This is a genomic window from Brevibacterium sp. H602 (genome assembly GCF_051172395.1).
Classification (GTDB): domain Bacteria; phylum Actinomycetota; class Actinomycetes; order Actinomycetales; family Brevibacteriaceae; genus Brevibacterium.
The window spans coordinates 86,401-104,178 of record NZ_JBPIZD010000010.1; the positions used below are offsets into that span (position 1 = coordinate 86,401).

General features: G+C 57.6%; 18 protein-coding genes. 11 read left to right on the forward strand and 7 right to left on the reverse strand.

What is annotated here, in order from left to right:
- Complete coding sequence (locus ACSBQT_RS09380; RefSeq protein ID WP_410710724.1) at positions 1-549, forward strand: ureidoglycolate lyase; 549 nt, start codon at positions 1-3, stop codon at positions 547-549.
- 313 nt (positions 550-862) lie between these two features.
- Here the strand turns inward: ACSBQT_RS09380 and ACSBQT_RS09385 are convergent, their stop codons facing one another.
- Positions 863-1,045 (reverse strand): hypothetical protein, encoded by a 183-nt coding sequence (locus ACSBQT_RS09385; protein WP_173157032.1) that lies wholly within the window; start codon positions 1,043-1,045, stop codon positions 863-865.
- Between the two features lie 355 nt (positions 1,046-1,400).
- Between ACSBQT_RS09385 and ACSBQT_RS09390 the strand changes: the two genes are divergently transcribed.
- Together ACSBQT_RS09390 and ACSBQT_RS09395 are read left to right on the forward strand one after the other, a co-directional pair.
- Positions 1,401-2,072 (forward strand): hypothetical protein, encoded by a 672-nt coding sequence (locus ACSBQT_RS09390; protein ID WP_410710725.1) that lies wholly within the window; start codon positions 1,401-1,403, stop codon positions 2,070-2,072.
- Positions 2,073-2,128: 56 nt separating this feature from the next.
- Complete coding sequence (locus tag ACSBQT_RS09395) at positions 2,129-2,473, forward strand: hypothetical protein (protein ID WP_173157030.1); 345 nt, start codon at positions 2,129-2,131, stop codon at positions 2,471-2,473.
- Between the two features lie 81 nt (positions 2,474-2,554).
- Here the strand turns inward: ACSBQT_RS09395 and ACSBQT_RS09400 are convergent, their stop codons facing one another.
- On the reverse strand, positions 2,555-2,821 hold the full coding sequence (locus tag ACSBQT_RS09400; RefSeq protein WP_410710726.1) for a hypothetical protein: 267 nt from the start codon (positions 2,819-2,821) through the stop codon (positions 2,555-2,557).
- Between the two features lie 519 nt (positions 2,822-3,340).
- On the opposite strand from ACSBQT_RS09400, the gene ACSBQT_RS09405 reads away from it, so the two are divergent.
- Complete coding sequence (locus tag ACSBQT_RS09405) at positions 3,341-3,829, forward strand: FBP domain-containing protein (protein ID WP_410710727.1); 489 nt, start codon at positions 3,341-3,343, stop codon at positions 3,827-3,829.
- Between the two features lie 269 nt (positions 3,830-4,098).
- Here the strand turns inward: ACSBQT_RS09405 and ACSBQT_RS09410 are convergent.
- The 5 genes from ACSBQT_RS09410 to ACSBQT_RS09430 form a co-directional block, all read right to left on the reverse strand.
- Positions 4,099-5,282 (reverse strand): IS3 family transposase gene (locus ACSBQT_RS09410; protein WP_435001635.1). Its coding sequence is split into 2 segments (ribosomal slippage): positions 4,099-5,022 and positions 5,025-5,282, totalling 1,182 coding nucleotides; the frame shifts between segments, so codons are not numbered across the junction.
- Positions 5,283-5,353: 71 nt separating this feature from the next.
- A complete protein-coding gene (locus ACSBQT_RS09415) occupies positions 5,354-6,670 on the reverse strand; it encodes an SHOCT domain-containing protein (protein ID WP_410710729.1) in 1,317 nt (438 codons plus the stop codon).
- A gap of 310 nt (positions 6,671-6,980) precedes the next feature.
- Positions 6,981-8,171 (reverse strand): mandelate racemase/muconate lactonizing enzyme family protein, encoded by a 1,191-nt coding sequence (locus tag ACSBQT_RS09420; RefSeq protein WP_410710730.1) that lies wholly within the window; start codon positions 8,169-8,171, stop codon positions 6,981-6,983.
- A gap of 92 nt (positions 8,172-8,263) precedes the next feature.
- Positions 8,264-9,616, reverse strand: coding sequence for a 2-hydroxycarboxylate transporter family protein (locus ACSBQT_RS09425; protein ID WP_435001636.1), 1,353 nt, complete (start codon positions 9,614-9,616; stop codon positions 8,264-8,266).
- 190 nt (positions 9,617-9,806) lie between these two features.
- Complete coding sequence (locus ACSBQT_RS09430; protein ID WP_410710732.1) at positions 9,807-10,877, reverse strand: tartrate dehydrogenase; 1,071 nt, start codon at positions 10,875-10,877, stop codon at positions 9,807-9,809.
- Between the two features lie 188 nt (positions 10,878-11,065).
- Here ACSBQT_RS09430 and ACSBQT_RS09435 point away from each other — a divergent pair, with 188 nt between their 5' ends.
- The 7 genes from ACSBQT_RS09435 to ACSBQT_RS09465 all read left to right on the forward strand — a co-directional run bounded on the left by ACSBQT_RS09435 (position 11,066) and on the right by ACSBQT_RS09465 (position 17,742).
- A complete protein-coding gene (locus tag ACSBQT_RS09435) occupies positions 11,066-11,989 on the forward strand; it encodes a LysR family transcriptional regulator (protein WP_410710733.1) in 924 nt (307 codons plus the stop codon).
- A 53-nt stretch (positions 11,990-12,042) separates the two neighbouring features.
- Positions 12,043-12,978 carry a ketopantoate reductase family protein gene (locus tag ACSBQT_RS09440; protein ID WP_410710734.1) on the forward strand — a complete coding sequence of 312 codons (936 nt, stop codon included), beginning with the start codon at positions 12,043-12,045 and terminating at the stop codon, positions 12,976-12,978.
- Positions 12,979-13,301: 323 nt separating this feature from the next.
- On the forward strand, positions 13,302-14,387 hold the full coding sequence (gene dctP, locus ACSBQT_RS09445) for a TRAP transporter substrate-binding protein DctP (RefSeq protein ID WP_410710735.1): 1,086 nt from the start codon (positions 13,302-13,304) through the stop codon (positions 14,385-14,387).
- A gap of 40 nt (positions 14,388-14,427) precedes the next feature.
- Positions 14,428-14,895, forward strand: coding sequence for a TRAP transporter small permease (locus ACSBQT_RS09450; RefSeq protein WP_410710736.1), 468 nt, complete (start codon positions 14,428-14,430; stop codon positions 14,893-14,895).
- A complete protein-coding gene (locus tag ACSBQT_RS09455; protein WP_410710737.1) occupies positions 14,895-16,187 on the forward strand; it encodes a TRAP transporter large permease in 1,293 nt (430 codons plus the stop codon). The genes ACSBQT_RS09450 and ACSBQT_RS09455 overlap by 1 nt, the downstream gene beginning before the upstream one ends.
- Entirely contained in the window at positions 16,184-17,371 is a 1,188-nt protein-coding gene (locus tag ACSBQT_RS09460; protein ID WP_410710738.1) for a CaiB/BaiF CoA transferase family protein, read from the forward strand. Before ACSBQT_RS09455 ends, ACSBQT_RS09460 begins: the two co-directional genes overlap by 4 nt.
- Positions 17,368-17,742, forward strand: a complete 375-nt coding sequence (locus ACSBQT_RS09465) for a cupin domain-containing protein (protein WP_410710739.1) — start codon at positions 17,368-17,370, stop codon at positions 17,740-17,742. The genes ACSBQT_RS09460 and ACSBQT_RS09465 overlap by 4 nt, the downstream gene beginning before the upstream one ends.
- Positions 17,743-17,778 lie beyond the last annotated feature (36 nt).

The window sequence follows — 17,778 nt, forward strand, 5'->3', positions numbered from 1 at the left end:
ATGAAGTCACCTTCCCGCGCTCATCAGAACTGGAATCGGCGTGAGCACCCGGACGTCACGCGGGACGGAACGCTCAAGCTGACGCCGGAAGCCTTCGCGCCATTCGGCAAGGTGATGGACTTCCACGCTCAGCAGGTGCCCGGTTCGTCAGCGTTCCTGTCAAAGGCAACTTCGTTCTTCCGCTCCTCAGTCTTCGACCCGGGTGACGCCGGAAGCACTGATCTCCTCTGGGTGTCGTACGACCGCAGTACACCGCCCGAAGAGTTCGAGTCGCACCTTCTCACCGAGCAGGCGCTCATTCCGATCACCGGCACGATCGTCCAGCACCTGTTCCGCGACGATGTCGACAATGGAACGGTCAAACAGTTCCTGGTCCGCCCGGGCCAGGGAATCGTCATGTCTCCGGGCAGCTTTCACACGACGACATCCGTCGATGGTGAGGTGATGTGTCTGATGGTCAGCCGGACGAGCACAACTGACGACCTCAGCCGCAGCCTGCAGACGGGTTGCCAAGCAAGTGAGACTGTCTTCGCTCCGCCTCCTGGCTGAGAGGGTCCGCGCCTGACAGGCGCTGCGGCCACGAGAAAGCCCCTCCCAAAACAGAGTCTGTCCCGGTGGGAGGGGCTGTTGCCGAGCCGCCTGCGGGAATCGAACCCGCGACCTATTCATTCTGACGACCCGTGGACCCGGGCGGATATGAAAGCGTATGAAAGTTGATCAGATGACCGCTTGACCTGGGGCGATGAACGCATTGTGCGCGATTCCCGCATCGTCAACGGGTACACCGACTTCGCCGCAAAGCGCATCGTAAACGCATCCCCTTCCAATCGGCAGGCGCTTCCGGACCTATCGTCGCTATCGTCTATTCCTGCACCATGAACTCGTCCCGCCAGGCCTGGATGCGCTCCTCCAGCTCGTCGAGCCCAGGCCCACCGGGCGTGTATGCACGCTCCGCGGCTTCACGTGCTGTGCCTTCCTGAATGCGGAAGAATGCCTCCGCTAGTGGTTTCGCCGCCCGGGCGATGGCCTCTTCGTAGGTGGTCATGTTCGCCTCCTTCAGGGCTCGTGAATAGAGTCTATGGACGCCTCCGGTTCTCTGCTAGGTGCGCGCTCGGGCAGTCGTGCTCGTGAGCGCCCGTGTGCACACCTGCCCTTTCCTCAGAGACAAACAGAATGAAGAAAGCTCACGAAGCGGGGCGCCAACCATATCCGGAATCGACTAATGACGATCCAGCCGCAGCACCGTGCAGCGCATCGAAGGTCACAGTTTGGACACCAAGATCAAGCCTCACTCGGTACTTCGTCCAAAGTTTGCGTTCTGCGGTTACTATCACGTCACCCACTCCGACGATCGGTTGCACTAACGCATGCCACGCGGAGGTAGCAGAACGGGAAATGCAATGAAGCATGCTTCCAAGATCCTGGCGATTGCCCTGTCACTAGTCCTCGCGGCCGGCGCGGCATCGCCTGTGGCCGCCGAGGAGGAAGAGTCGGAGGTCGACACTGTTGTCATGGCGCAGTACGATGCTTGGGCACCGACGGTCGAGACGAACGCGTTGACACTATCGGACGACTTCCTGCAAACACAGGCAGCGAGTACCGCCGAGTACGTGGACACTACAGTGATGATCGGCGATCCAGTCGCCTCGAGCTCCGCCGAAGCTGCTGAAGAGGTGAACTCACGCTACGTCAGGTGCACTGCGCGTGTGGACACCCCCCCCTATTCCAAAGGCGCAGGTGGCGCGATTTACAAGTCACGCTATAAGTGCGAATCGAAAGGAGTCAGCACGACTGTGAAGCTACGAGTCCGCGGTCTCCTTAGCCTGTACCCAGCTTCGAAGAACGACGGGAAAGCCGGCAAGGCACAGAGCCGGGCCAGAGGCGACGCTAACATTACGGTCAAGGCCAACACCGGGTTCTCCAACCCTTACTGCACGCCCAAGACTGGTTACAACGGTGGACGCGGCACCGGATATTGGAACGCCACCAGCACTCTGATTATCAACAGTCATCCTTCTCTCTCAGGAAAGCGAACAGCATCAAGCTCGAAGACCGTCTGGAAAAAGATCTAGACTGCAGTCCGCTAAGCAAATCGAAGACAGACAGGCGAATTGAACTGCGAGGACCCATGGACGACGAAGCATTTCACCTGGTTGACGAGCGAGATGTTGATAGTGAGGCTGTTGCTGACACTTTTCGCGTTTCGTTCTGGCATGGCGACGAAAACGACCCACAGGACCTCACTTCGGTTGCCGTATACGAAACTGCAGTTGCAACACTCGACGAGGTGATCGCCTGGGCGAAGCGCGGACAGAATCCTGAGCCTCGGCTAGTCGAAGTATTCGCAGTAGTCGCTTCTGCTGACCAGAAACACAGCATCCAAATTGCGAGCTACGACCATCGCCCGGAACTGAAGCCGGGAGAGGTTCGCGATACTGGCTACTCCGAAGAGTCGATCTTCCTGCACGGTTAACTACTCGACGGCGAACAGGACACACGAGTCAGCTGCTCTCGGCGGTTCCGTCCCTTGAGGACGGGACCGCCGACTTTCCGCTCACCCCGGCCACCACACATCACCCGGCCTCAGCCAGACACCGATCGTCTGAACTCGCCGATCTTTGAGCTCAACGAAGATCGCGCCATCGAACCCGAGCCGCGTCGCGGTGCCGTCTAGCCACACTTCACCGTCACGCTCGAACACGACACGGGCACGCACCGCGACCGGCGGACGGTCTCGATACGATCCGCGGGCACCGACGTCGTTGCGGATCTTCTGCCAGTACCGCCAAGTGGCCGTGCCGTAGTCATCATATTCGATCATGTGTTCTATTGTGCATCCACCGTACTTCGCCCACAGCCAAACTCCGAACCGGACACGGTTGCACACGACCCGAGCTAGCACAGACTTCGCTCGGGAAGCATCGGCGCCAGCAGACGCGTCAGTTGTTGTACCCGCGCCGCGGACTTGGATATAGTCAAATCCGAAAACTTTCGCCGAACCTCCTGGAATCTCAGGAAGAAGGGAATGGTGGCCTTCGTGGCCTGCTTCTAGTCTTGCTACTCTAGAATCACCCGAACCCCGCGTTGACAGCCGGTCGGGTGATGGGTGACTTGTGCCTAATCACAGTCGACCTAGCTTCTACCCATTCCCTGTTGCCGTAGCCGATTGCCAAGCTAACCATTCTCAGTTAGCCACTCGCGTTCACCGGTCATGCTTGGTGCGAACACAGTCCGCCAGCACCCCCAAATGAGCTGCCCGCAAGATTGCGCGAAGGCTAAACTGTACCGGCTTCACGGCTATTCAACTTCAGGCAACTACTGACATCAGAGAAAGCCAGTCATGCAGCAACTTAATGCCACTCAGATTAAGAAGTCCTTTATCAACTCCTCTCGCCGCGAAGTGGAAAAGATCGCACTGCCGCCTAATCTCGCTGAGATCGAGTGGGCGGAGCTCGACTACTTTGGTTGGGCTGATGCGAAAATCCCCCAACGGGCCTATATTGTCGTCCCCGTGGACGACGTCCCACGCGGACTGATGCTCAGGGCAGTGCCCATGGCGAAGTCTCAAGCGATGTGCAGTTGGTGCGAGGACTTGCACGAGACCACCGGCGTTCGGATGTTCACAGCGAAGAAGGCCGGTCCTTCGGGACGAAACGGCAATTCGCTCGGGACGCTCATACACGGCAATTTCGAGTGCTCCGAGATCGTCAGGAATCCTCCTCGCGCAGTCGAAGGTCACAATGACTTCGAAGCCCATGTGTCAATGCGCGTCGACAAACTGAACGAACGTGCCACCAGCTTCGTCAAGAGAGTGCTGGGCGAAAAGTAGTCGCTACTCGGGCCCGTCCAGCCACGACGATCCCGCTATGAAGCAACGTAGGCCCCCACCACTGTTACGTGGCGGCCTACGTTGCATCCGCTACCCTATTGCCATGTCCTCAACGATGAGCCCAGCATGAGTACCTGTGCCACAGTGTGGTGTGACCGAGACGCAATAGCGCGTGGATTGTGCAAACGTTGCTATGACCGGTATCGGCGTGGCATCAGCCCCACCTCTCCAACAAAGGGGACTGCTGAAGGTTTGGTTGACTCCTGGGTTTATGCCGCCAGGGCGACGGCCTTTTGGTGAACAAGCTCGTATTCAACCGGGGTCAGTTTACCCAAACGTCGCTGTCGACGCTTCCGGTGATAGGTCCGCTCGACCCAGTGGACGATCGCTGTGCGCAACCTCGCTCGCGTGCCCCAACGGCCCCGATCGAGGACGTTCTTCTGCAACACGGCGAAGAACGATTCCATCGCCGCATTATCACCAGCAGCACCGACCCGACCCATCGATCCGACGAGCCCGTAATGCCGTAGAACCTGCTGGAACTTCCGAGAACGAAATTGCGAGCCGCGATCCGAGTGAACGACACACCCGGCAATCATTCCAGACCCGCCACGACGGGCCACAGCATCATCAATCGCCGCCACAGCCAGGCGAGATTTCATCCTCGAATCGATGGCATAGCCGATGATTCTGTTGCTGAACACGTCCTTGACCGCGCACATGTACAGCTTGCCCTCACTGATGTGGTGTTCGGTAACGTCGGTCAGCCACAACTCGTTGATTGCCTTGGCAGTGAAGTCGCGTTCGACGAGGTCGTCACACACTGGCGGGCCGGGCTTCTTGCCGTGTTTCCGGGCTCGTTTGATCGTGTGCGAGAACAACTGCTGCTGCGAGCACAATCGCCACACACGACGCTCTGACGTCTGCAGACCCGCGGCGTGGAGTTCATCGGCGATGAACCGGTGCCCGAACTCAGGATCGTCCGTATGAACGTCGTAGGCGGCATTGATCAGATGTGCCTCGTCCCAGTCCCGAGCTGAGACCGGATGAGCGCACCACTTGTAGAACCCCTGCTTGGTAAAGCCGAGCACCCGACAGGTCACTGCCACCGGCACCCCGGTGGCAGCAAGTTCAAGGACCAGCGGGTACATCATTTTGGGTGATGGCCACCGAGCTTCAAGTTCGCTTGCGAGAGGTACGCTGCGGCCTCGCGGAGGATCTTGTTCTCACGCTCGAGCTCGCGAATGCGTTTCAGCGCTGCCGCCTGGGCGCGTGACTCCTCGACATCACGGGAGGGCTCGAGTCCGTGCTCGCGTAGCCGCGAGTCACGCACCCAGGCCTGTAGAGCTGACTTCGAGATACCGAGGTCGGCACACACCTGCTTCTGGGTCATTCCATCGTCCAAGAGCTCGAGCGCTGATTGCTTGAACTCATCGGTGCAGATCTTTGGCATGACTTCTATCCTTCCTGGAATTTATCCAGTCGTGAAGTCAACCAAACCTTCAGCAGTCCCACGAGCAACTCTTAGTGTCCTCCGTTCTCCAGATCCTTTCGGGCCTGAAGAAATTCGTCTTCGGTGATCAAATTCTTGGAGTATAGGCCAGTCAGCCTCCTGAGCTGTTCACTCTCAGGTTTGGGAGACTGCCCCGCATTGGTCGGCGGAGAGGTGGGACGATGCGGAAGCGTGTCTGAGTTTAGCTTCGAGCGGGTAAAACTGCGGCTCGCCTCATTTATGACATTGACCATTTCAGCCATCTTCTGGTCGGTCGCCCCGTCCTGTGACGCCCAAGTGCGCGTAATTGAAAAATCTGGCCCCTCAACAGTCATTTGGAATTGACGCATGTCGACCTGTTTATGAATGTGCGTCGTACCGATCATTTCGTGCTTTGTGCGTGTTTGCATCAGGTGGTTGCCCGACACAGAGTATGAAGCTCGTACGCCTTCGAGCGACCCGCCCTGGCTGGAAGGTTGAAATGGTGGCCCCGTCCATATTTCTCGTGGGTAGACAAGAAAAGCAATAGCAATTGGTACAACCCGAAGCTCGATCGCCTCACCTTTGACTTCGGCAGTGCGACGCATGAGTTCATCCTCAAGATCGCGGCGGTTACGTCGCTTCTTCAAATCAATCAACAGATGAGGATATTTAGCCTCGATACCATTCCTGAATTCGCGAAACGCTGCCATAGCAGCGGATGATCGCCACACTTCATCAAGATCATAAGTATGCGAAAACTCCTCGACAGGCCCGTAATCGGGCCAACTAAGCAGCTGGCCACTGGGCACGAGCTGAATGTACGAGATTCCGAAGGTCGACATAAAGACTCTGATCGACTCAAGATCTTCTATTCGATACTCGACCGAGTGATCACGAACATAGATCGAGCTGTTCGACCACCTTAGAATCTCCCTTCCGCTCTTTGCCCGAACAGAGATGTCCACGTCCGCTTGCTGCGCGATGTCAACGTGATCAGGCCTCACAGACAACCCCTTGTCTGGGTTCGGCACGTACGGTCCCTCCGCATATTCGATACCATGACGTTCAGCAAGCTCACGTAGAGCTTCAGAGGCAGAACGAAACACGTCTTCGTCTAGAATATCGACAGCGTCTGGGTCCACAGGTGCAGAATATTTGGCTTCTCCTTCAAACGACGCATTTCTCCGAATGAATCGCACGTAGTTAGAGGCCCAAAAGCTCTTGACCGCAACGGTGCGGATCTGGGCTAGTTCAGTTAGTGCCCAGCTGCGCTTCACTTCCCCTTTGCGAACCAACTGGATGTGGGTTCCCGCGTCATCTATTTCGAGCGCTATTTTCTTATTGATATGTGCGAGTGACTGCCCCACAAAGGTCCTCCATCCAACAGCGCAGCAGCGCGCGTATGCCAAACTCGGTTGAGCACGATGCCAGCCCGGTCATCGTCGCGCTGACGCTATCTTATGACAACATTCCGTCCGCACTTCCCAGTTCCTGAAAGTAGCGAATACGTCGCACTACACGAAGGCTCAGAAGCGTAGGCGTGAAATAGTGGACGTAGGTATCCATGTCTCTGCTCCGAACTCCTCAATGGCGAAGTTGACTTTGAAGAGTCAGAGTCACCGACGGCTGACCTGATTGGAGTGCTGGTCGCACCGATTGGCCATTCTGGAGCGAAATTCACTGGTCGACAACCGCCCCGTCAGCCCCAAGTCGCGACAGTGTTTCTACCCTAGTGGCTCGAGTTCGCCTCGCCTTCTCGAAGTCCAGGTCAATGCCTATACCAGGACCAGCGGGAACGGATACGTGACCGTCGACGGCCTCGGGTATCGGACTCAGCATTGCGGTCTGGTCGAATTCCTGCCGTTCGCTTTGGTTTGAAGCGGTGTATCTCTCTGTGGCGGAAGCGACCGAGTGGTCGGGCAGCTCCATTATTCCCAGATTCGCGACTGCACTGGAGACTTGCAAACACGCAGAGGTGCTCACTGGACTGAGCGGATTATGAGGCACAACTTTCGATCCAACTGATTCGGCTATAGCGGCGATTTTCATGGCACCTGTAATGCCTCCGGCCAAACAGACACTGATCCTCGTGTAAGCCAATGGATAGCGACTGAGCAGCATCTGGAACTCCTCAGGAGTGTGCAACCGCTCCCCCGTCGCTACCGGCACTGGCACTGAGGACGCTACGTGCGCCATCGAGTCGAGGTTGTCCGGACGGACAGGGTCCTCGATGAACATCGGCATCACTTTTGCGACAGCGCGGCCGAACGTCACAGATTCGCTGATGCTCAGTCGCCGATGCAGCTCGACGCACAGATCAAGGCCGTCCCCGACCTCGGCGCGGAGAGTCTTGAGCACGCTAACTGCCCCGCTGATGTATTGCGCATTCGACGTTTTCAGCCTCTCGCCGCGGTCAATGTCGAGGAACGGCGAGAGGTGGCCCACCGCCGTGTATCCCTCATCCTGCGCCTTCTTGCAGTCGTCGACAAGCTCATCGACAGTGGCCCCGGCAACATGTTTATACACTCGCACTCGTTCTCTCGCTGCTCCGCCGAGGAGTTCATAAACAGGAACGCCGAGACGCTTTCCCGCCAAGTCCCACAGCGCGATGTCGATCGCGCTCAAGGCCCCCATGATGACGGCACCGCGGAAATGATATGCGCGATACATGAACTGCCAGTGGTGCTCGATCCTCCGCGGATCCTGTCCGACGAGGTAATCGGCGAAACTCTTCACCACTTCGGCGGCGGCCTCCTGGTAGGCCCAGGCACCGGACTCACCGACCCCATACAGTCCGTCATCGGTTTCGATGCTGACGTAGAGAATCCGGTTGACCTGAACAGGGCGAACAGCAGTGATTTTTGGCATCAAGCCTCCTGTTGAATTAGTTGCTGCACAGATACGAGCTCGCTGTCGATTCGTCCACGCAAGGCGAGCCGTGGACGAACCGCTTTGGACATCTATAGAAGGAAGGGAGCCATGATCGACAGGATGATGAGCATCATCGCCCCGCCAAGGCGGGAGGCGATCTGAAGGAACGGCATCAACTCGAGTCGACCAGCCGCTGAGAGGACGGCGACGTCTCCCGACCCGCCCATGTCAGCCATTCCGAGGCCGCCGCTGATGGAAGATTCGACGAAGTAGAAGCCGACCAGCATTCCTGCCCCGCCCGCGGCTGCGGCCGCAACGATTACGGTCACCACGACAATGAGGAGGTAGCGAGGGTCGGACGCGATTTCGACGATGGCATCGAAATCGACCATGCCTGCGCTGATTGAGACGAGAACGGCTGGGATCCATGCGTGCGAGATGAAGTTGTACCACTGCTCAGCACCGAGGTTGAGGTGTTCCGGCAGGAGGTTGAAGATCTTGAGGACGGCAGCCACAACAATGATCCACACATAGGCATGCAACCCGGGAATCAGGGACGACAGGATCTCACCGACCATGTAGATCGTGATCGACAGTACTAATCCAACGGTGATGTCTTTGATCGTAAGGGGTGCTTCGTCCGAGGCCTTCGAATAGTCGAAATCGCCTTTGCGCATCATTCGGCCTTCGCCGCTGAAGCTCTTTGCCTTCACAGTCTTACCGATTCCGTTGAGGATTCCCGCGACGACGATGCACACGACGTTGGCGACGATGACGGCGGGGGCGATCTGTTCGAGGAACGAACCGGCGTCTCCTCCGCTGGCTGAGGCGAAGATTTCCGACATTGGCACCGCGCCCGCCGCCATGCCGCCGCCCATGACGGGTCCTACGACCAACATGACCGCTCGGCCGACGCCGAAGCCGGTGATCAGACCCATCAGTGCGCCGACGAGAAAGGCTGTGACGACGCCGGCGATGATTGGGAAGAAGAAGCGCGCGCCGACGCTGACCAACAGTTTCCGATTCATTCCGAGAATAGATCCGACGATCAGACCCGTGACGACGAGTTCAGAGAATCCGAGCTCGTTGTAGAAGGAGTCCGCTAAATCAGCGAACTCCTGAGGGAATAGCCCGGTGAAGACGATCAAGGCCGGGACGACGATGCACAGCAGCGATCCTCCTCCGAATGTATTGAAAACGGGGATCGAGTCGCCGATGTATTTCAGTGCACCCCCGATGATCATCGCGATCGCCATTCCGCTGACGATGTTGACTGGCATGACATTGAGGAAAATGGCCGCGATGATCACCACGAGGAAGGCCAAGTAGAAGGGCCAGGGGAAGCCCATTATTGTGAGCTGTTTGCGGTTCTGATGAAGGTTTTGCTCTGGTGCCTCAACTTTGCTGCGAGTCTGCGCAGTCTGAGATTCGTAATGCGTCATTGCATCTCCGATTTCGGGTTGGACTATGCGCGCAATGCGCTAAGCCCTCCGGCATCGCATATTGCGCAACGTTTGGTTCTTGAACGAGATTCGAGTGACCGCTGATCTACTCGAGAGGCCGCTAGCCTCGCCTCAACTATGGTTCGCTGTCGACGAGCCACGCCTGAAGGGTGTTCTCTGCCAGGCTGCTTCACTCCCCTCGAAGCACGTCGATGATGGCTTGACCAAGTGTCTCTGTGGTTCCCTGTCCTCCGACGTCGGGCGTCAGCACAGTTGGGTCTGCGCTTCGGAGGACTTCGTCGATGGCATTCTCAATTTCAGTTCCTGCCGCTTCAGAACCGAGGTGGTCGAGCATCATCGCTCCCGACCAGATCTGGCCGATCGGGTTGGCAATTCCTTTGCCGGCGATGTCGGGTGCCGAACCGTGGACGGGCTCAAAAAGGCTGGGAAATTCACCTGTCGGGTTGATGTTGGCACTTGGTGCCACACCGATCGTGCCCGTGCACGCAGGACCGAGGTCCGAGAGAATGTCGCCGAAGAGATTGGATGCGACGACGACGTCGAACCATTCCGGGTGTTGAACGAAGTGAGCAGTGAGGATGTCGATGTGGAATTGGTTCGTCTCGATGCCTGGGTGATTTTCTTGGATCGCTTCGAATCTCGTATCCCAGTACGGCATGGTGATCGAGATTCCGTTGCTCTTCGTCGCCGATGTCACCTTCTTGCGGCGCTTCTCAGCCTGGGCGAAGGCATACTCCATGACACGGTCGACGCCGATCCGCGTCATCACCGTCTCCTGCATGGCAAACTCACGGTCAGTTCCTTCGAACAGCACGCCGCCGGAGTTAGAGTATTCCCCTTCTGTGTTCTCTCGAACAACGAGGAAGTCAACGTCGCCGGGCCCTTTGTCGCGCAAGGGTGGAGTGATACCGGGAAGGATCTTGCATGGCCGGAGATTCACGTATTGGTCGAACTGCCTTCTGAACTGCAGGAGGCTCCCCCACAGGGACACATGGTCGGGCACTACATCGGGCCAGCCAACAGCGCCGAAGTAGATCGAGTCGAACTCACTCAGCTGGTTCTTCCAGCCGTCAGGAAGCATTTGGCCGTGCTGCTGGTAGTACTCAACGCTGGCGAAATCGAACCATTCGAGCTCCACGTCAACGCCATGACGCTGTGCGGCAGCTTCGACGGCCCGCACACCAATTGGCATGACTTCTTTTCCGATCCCGTCTCCCGGAATGACTGCAATCTTGGGCATATAGCTACCTCCACGTTTCTATGAGTCGGTCCCTTGATAGGAAGGATTCCGACGGCGCGCTGATTCGCTTGGCCACGAATCTAACAGCGAAATCAGTCGTTTCACCCGCCGTTTGAATCAACTCAGGCTTGAACAAATTGCAATGGCGGGTCGGCCAATATTGGGCGTGCCCTCCCTAGACTGGGATCGTGAGAGTCGACGATTTCCAGTTCTTCGCCACCATCGGCGAAGAGATGAACCTGACTGCAGCGGCCAGGTCAATGGGAATGTCGGTGTCAGCAGTGAGCAGGCGACTCACGCAACTGGAGAACCGACTCGGAGTCCAGTTGATCAAACGCACCTCACGTCAGATGCTGCTAACCAGCGAGGGGCTGCGCTATTTCGAAGGCGCTCGACGCATCGTGCATGAGGCCGACGTACTGCACGCGGATATCTCCAACAGCGTCGACAGCGAACGTGGGACTCTCGTCGTATTCGGCACGTTGGGATTCGGGCGCACGCATCTGTCTGAGTTAGTGGCGGATTTTCACACGCTGTACCCGAATATCGAGATTCATCTGGAGCTCTCAGGCGACCCATTCGACCTGGAGAACACTCATTTCGACATGCTCGTCGGAGTCGGCGCAGCAAAAGACTCTCAACTAACTTACCGCAGGCTTCTGACGAACCGTCGGGTTCTTTGCGCGTCACCCGACTACGTCAATCGCAGAGGGTCTCCGAGCTCAGTTTCTGAGCTTCCTGAACATGACTGCATCATTCTCAACGAGCACGAGCCCGACTTCACTCTGTGGAAGTTCGAGCTCGACGGGGTCGTCACACCGGTCCGGGTCCGCGGACCGTTGCGATGCAATGACGGCGACACTGTCACCAAATGGGCTGTTCTCGGACACGGAATTGCGATGCGCTCGATATGGAACGTCCGTCCGTTCTTGGAGAGCGGTCAGTTGGTCCCGGTCTTGCCAGATGTGCCGACCATTCGATCAGACGTCTACCTCGCTTTTCCCAACAACGAGTATTTCCCGCTCCGCGCCAGGCGCTTCACCGAATTTCTGCAGCAGGAGATCCCCAAGCGGGTGAAATCGGCAGCCGACTTTGTCGATTACACCGACTAGTCACCATCCTGGCGTTTCAAAAGACCTGTCCCCACTCAAAGGAGAGAAGAACGATGGCCAAGATACTTATTATGGGGCTAGGGGCACTCGGCTCGGTCTATGCTGCGCTGATGAAGAGCGCCGGCCACGAAGTCCACGGAGTGGGGCTGGCAGCTGACCACATGGATGCGATCGCGGCTCATGGCCTAAGAGTCACCGGTGCCAGCGGCGACCGCACAGTCCAACTCGACTCGGTGAGCACGACGGCCGACGGGCTCGCCGCAGATTTCGACCTGATTGTCATCGCCACGAAAGCCTATGACGTTGAGCAAGCAGCGCTCGATACAGCACCGCTGGTCAGTCGGAACACAGTCGTCCAGTCGATCCAGAACGGAGTCGGATCGATGGATCTCGTCGCTCCGCATCTACCGCAATCTCAACTATGCCTTGGGGTCGTGGGCGGATTCGGTGCCTCGGTACCCGAACCAGGACACGCACATCACAACGGAATGGCATTAGTCCGCTTCTCTCCATATTCAGATCTGCCGATGCCTAAAGTCGACAAAGTTGTCGAGATCTGGCGCTCTGCGGGCTTCGACGCGACCTCGTTGCGTGACCCATCTCGTGTCATCTGGGAAAAGCTGATCATGAATGTGGCGTTCTCCGGCCCCGGAGTGCTCAACAAGCTCACCATCGGCGAAATGATGACAGACGAGAACGCCTGGCAAGTCTCTCGAGCATGCCTTTTAGAAGCCTTTGCCGTCGCACAAGCGCTGGAAGTACCCATCCAAATCACCGACCCCGTCCACCACGTGCGTACCCTTGCGGGAAACATCCCGGACGCAAAGCCGTCTATGCTGCTCGACGCACTGCGAGGTTCCCGAGGTGAGATCGACGTGATCAACGGTTCCGTCGTCCGCTTCGGGGCAGACGTCGGAGTGCCGACTCCTGCGAATTCGACGGTAGTCAACCTCGTCAAAGCATGGGAGACAACCCTTCACGAGGCATAACATTACGGCCGATGGGCCAACTTTTTCATGCCAAACCTGGGTACTTCCTCTCGGATAGAAGCTCGCCAGTCCAATGCTTCGGTTTGGTGTCTTATACCTTCTCAGCGATTGGGACCAGGCAGTCATTTAACTAGGTCGTTAACCCAGATTTCGATACACGAATCGGGGCAATTGGTAGGTACAGCGAACCACGCTGGGCTTCACGCATTCCTCTCCCCACGTTGACTATCTCTCGATGTCGGATTGACTCGGCATGTCCATAAGCATAAGCTCAGTTTCGGATATACGAACTATCGTTTCTATATGCGAAGGACAGTGAGGTCATGTCGCGATACAAAAGCTCGGGCACGCGCCCAAGACTCAAAGGCTCATTACTCCCTTTGGCAGCCGGTGTACTTCTGGCGGTCACTGCGACTGCGGGCTGTGCACCAGTGGAGAGATCCGGGAATCCAACTCTCGGCCTGGCCGACTCGTATTCTCCCAAGCACCCGTTCGGCAAGTACGGAGTCAGCGTCTTCCTCGAAAAGCTCAAAGAAGACGGCATCGACACCGAGTACTACCCGTCAGGTCAGATGGGGAACGCCGAGGATCTTGCCTCTCTCATTTCCACCGACAACATCGACATCGGCCCGGCATCGGCCGCGTACCTGGAAGACAAACTTCCACTGTCCAGTGTCGGCGACCTGCCCATGATGACGACAGATGCCTGCGTCGCGTCTGATTCGATGATGGACCTACTCGACGAGGACGGAATCCTTTACAAAGAGGAATATGAGGACCGCGGACTCCGACCTCTTTGGGTCTCGATCATCCCCGGATACGAAGTGATGACGAGCAACGCCAAAGTCGAAGATCCCGCTGACGTGCGTGGACTGCTCCTCCGCTCCTCGGGTGGTGCATTCGACGTCACCATGGAAACCATCGGGGCATCGGCAGTGAGCATGTCTGCGGCAGATACCTACGAGGCGATGACACGTAACACCGTCGATGGAACCGCCATGCCATTTGTCAGCGTCCCCTCGTACAACCTCGAGCAGGTCGCCAACTACTCGACCAAGGGCCTCAACCTCGGCTCTGTTGGCATCCCCTATGTCATCAGTGAACGCACCTGGGATGGTCTTAGCCCGCAGGAACAGGGCGAAGTCACTGACGCAGCCGCTCAAGCCCAGCAATCCTTGTGCGATGGCCTCAACAAAGAAAAGTCCGAAGCCGAATCACTGATGAAAGACGCCGGCGTCGAGCTCGTCCCAATCACTGGCGATGCCAAAGATCAGTGGACTAGTGAACTAAGCCGTGCAAAGTCTGATTGGGCTACAAGCCTCGATTCAGCTGGCCTCCCCGGTACCGAAATACTGACCGAATTCGAGAAGGCGGTGACCAAGAATGAGCGAAATCGATCAAACTCCTGACCCCTCTACTCATCGCTACGGCAGCATCCACACGGCGATCGTGTCCACATCAAAATGGTGTGCGATCATCGCACTCGCGCTGATCACTGTCCTCATGCTTACTGAGGTCGTGCTGCGATACTTCGCTGGAAGCCCCCTGGGCTGGAACGTCTCGTTCATCGAAAAAGTTCTGCTGCCGGCCATCGTCTTCCTCGGCATGCCGTGGGGCTACGCAGTCAGCGCACACGTCGCTGCGGACATGCTGTATGAGCACCTTCCGGCCAACGTGCAGTCAGCCGCACGATGGCTCAGCCTCATCGTCGTCTTCGTGGGAATCGCTGCGTTGGCCATCGCTGGGACGATCACAATGCTCGAAGCCCTCAAACACGGTGACATCCCACCGCCACTGTCATCCCAGCTTCCGATCTATAGCTGGATCTGGCAGGCATTCCTCCCAATCGGGAGCCTGTTCACCGCTGTAGTCATTCTCCTGGAATCCAAGACCTTCATCAAAGGCGGTGCAGCCTGATGCTAGTACTCACCATCACGGCACTCTTGCTGGCCCTCATCCTGCTCCGCATACCAATCGCCTTTGCCATCCTGATCAGCGGCATCGTCGGCCTGTTGGCGCTCGGCGGCCCTGCCGATGTCATCGGTGTACTGATGACGATCCCGCAAAGCGCAGTCAGCAACAATTCACTGGCAGCTATCCCGCTCTTCATCCTCATGGCACAGTTCGTCCTCCACAGCGGCGCACTCTCTAGCCTGTTCGACTCAGCAAAGGTCCTCGTTGGCCGAATGCGCGGCGGAACAGCGCATGCGGCTGTAGGGGCCGGTGCCATCTTCGCTGCAGTCTCGGGATCATCCACCGCTGCGGCAGCGACACTCGCTCACACCTCAACCGGCGAACTCATCCGCCAGGGCTACGACAAACGCCTCAGCGCCGGAGTCGTGGCCGCAGCAGGAACACTGGCGGCCATGATCCCACCCAGCGTGCTCCTCATCTTCTACGCCATCACAGCCGAAGCAGGAGTCGGACCGACCCTCATCGCCGGAATCATCCCCGGCCTCCTCGTAGCTGTGGCACTCGCCATCACGATCACCATTCTGATCACGTTCAACTCGTCATCAGCACCACGAGGCGAAGCCAGCACCGGACGCGAGAAGTTCCGCAGTCTTGCCGGCCTCTTGCCGATCGCTGCACTCTTCATCATCGTCGTTGGCCTGGTCTTCCTCGGCGTCACGACCGCAACCGAAGCCGCCGCAGTCGGATGCCTCGGTGCACTAGGACTGATGCTCGGCAAAAAGAAGCTCAACTGGACGAACCTGACAAAATCGTTCGCTGAGGCACTGAGCTCATCGATCATGATCCTGACGATCATCATGGCCGCCCACGTCTTCGGCCACTTCATCACTGAATCGCAGGTGACACCTCATTTGGTCGATTCACTCTCGGCGCTGCCGATTGCTCCGATCGTCATCGTTGCGATCATCGCCTTTGGCTACCTCATTCTCGGCTTCTTCATGGACCAGATGGCGATCATCGCGCTGACCGTGCCGGTGACACTGCCCGTTGTGACGGAGCTCGGTTTCGATCCGATCTGGTTCGGAATCGTCGTCATTCTGCTGGCCGAAATCGGGCTGATCACTCCACCACTCGGCCTCAATGTCTTCGTCGTCGCTCAAGCAGCCAGAATGCCGGTTGAGGATGTCTTCCGCGGCAGCATTCCGTTCGTCTTTGCGATCTTGGCCGTCGGTGTCCTGCTCTTCGCCTTTCCGCAAATCGTCCTCATATTGCCAGAAATGATGGGAAGTCTATGACGCACACACAACCCGTGCAGAATACTCAGGTCAAAGGGCCGCTCGACGGACTGATAGTTGTCGAGATCGCCACGGTCATCATGGGCCCCCTGGCCGGAAGGCTCTACGCCAAACTCGGTGCAGAGGTCATCCACATCGAAGCTCCGAGCGGAGATGTCATCCGGCGGTCCGGCCAGTCCCGAAACCCCGGGATGTCTGCCGCCGCGCTCAGCCTCGGAGACGGGAAGAAGAACATCACGCTCGACTTCTCAGACGCCGACGACCAGCAGACGCTGAACGAGCTCATCGGAATCGCCGACCTCATCGTCACCAACTACCTTCCGCGACAACGTCAGAAATATGGGTTCGACTGGGATTCCGTTGCTGAGATCAATCCACAGTGTGTTCTCATTACGGCCCAAGGATTCTCTTCGATCAGCCCAGAACGTGACCGGCCCGCGTATGACGACATCATTCAAGCGGCCAGTGGTCTCAGCGATGTCTATCGGAAATCATTGGGCCGGCCTCAGTACGCTCCGTACGTCGTCGCCGACAAAGTCTGCGCCCTGTCGATGGTCTATTCCGGGCTCGCTGCGATCCACCGCCGCCATATCACCGGACTCGGGCAGTGGGTCGATGTCCCCATGTTCGATGTCATGTCCGACTTCAACATGGTCGAACAGCTCAATGACTACACGTTTGAGCCTCCTCTGGGAGACGCTGGTTGGCACCGAACAATCAATCCAGCTCGGCGGCCACACCGCACCACAGACGGATGGGTCTGCGTGCTGCCCTACAACGATCGACAATGGAGAGACTTCCTCGCCATTGATAATCCAACCGTCGCTGACGGAACTGTGCCTTATCCAACGAACCGCGACCGCAACGCCCATGTCGAAGAAACACAGACTCTCATTGCGGAATTCGCTGCTCACCGCTCGACAGGCGAAGTCATCAAGCTCTGCCATGACCACGACATCCCGGCCCAAGCAGTGAACAGGATCGAAGACCTCGTCGACGATGAATACCTCAGACGGCGCGGAACTGTGGAACGGGTTGATCACCCCACAGAAGGCAGCTATTGGCGAACCACACCGAACGTCGGCTATTCCGAGTCACCACTGCAGCCAGTCAATCTGGCGTCACCAGCCGACGGGGATCGCGAGGCCATCACAGCTCTCATCGAACAAAGGAGAAACAAATGACCAACGAATCGATCAAGCACTATGTCGGTGAGGAACTCGAAGCCTACACTCCGCCGCGCCACACATTGACATCAAATCTCAGGCTCTTGCCCGGTGACGATGCTAACGGCGAAGTCTCCGTCGTACGAGGAACGATCGAGCACGGCGGGTCTGCACTCCCCCACCGACATCTCAAGAGCACCCAATTCCTCCACATCCTCTCGGGCCGCTGCTCAGTCGAACTCGGTGCACAAACCCTCGAGCTGGGCGGAGGCGACTCAGTCCTGATCCCGACCGACGTCGCCCACCACGTCGAGGTCCTCTCATCAGAGCCACTTGAGCTCATCAACGTCTACTACCCCGCCCTTGCTGCCGACGACACGATCGAATGAACATGAAACGTCGGCATGTGGCCGAGCGCGTCATCT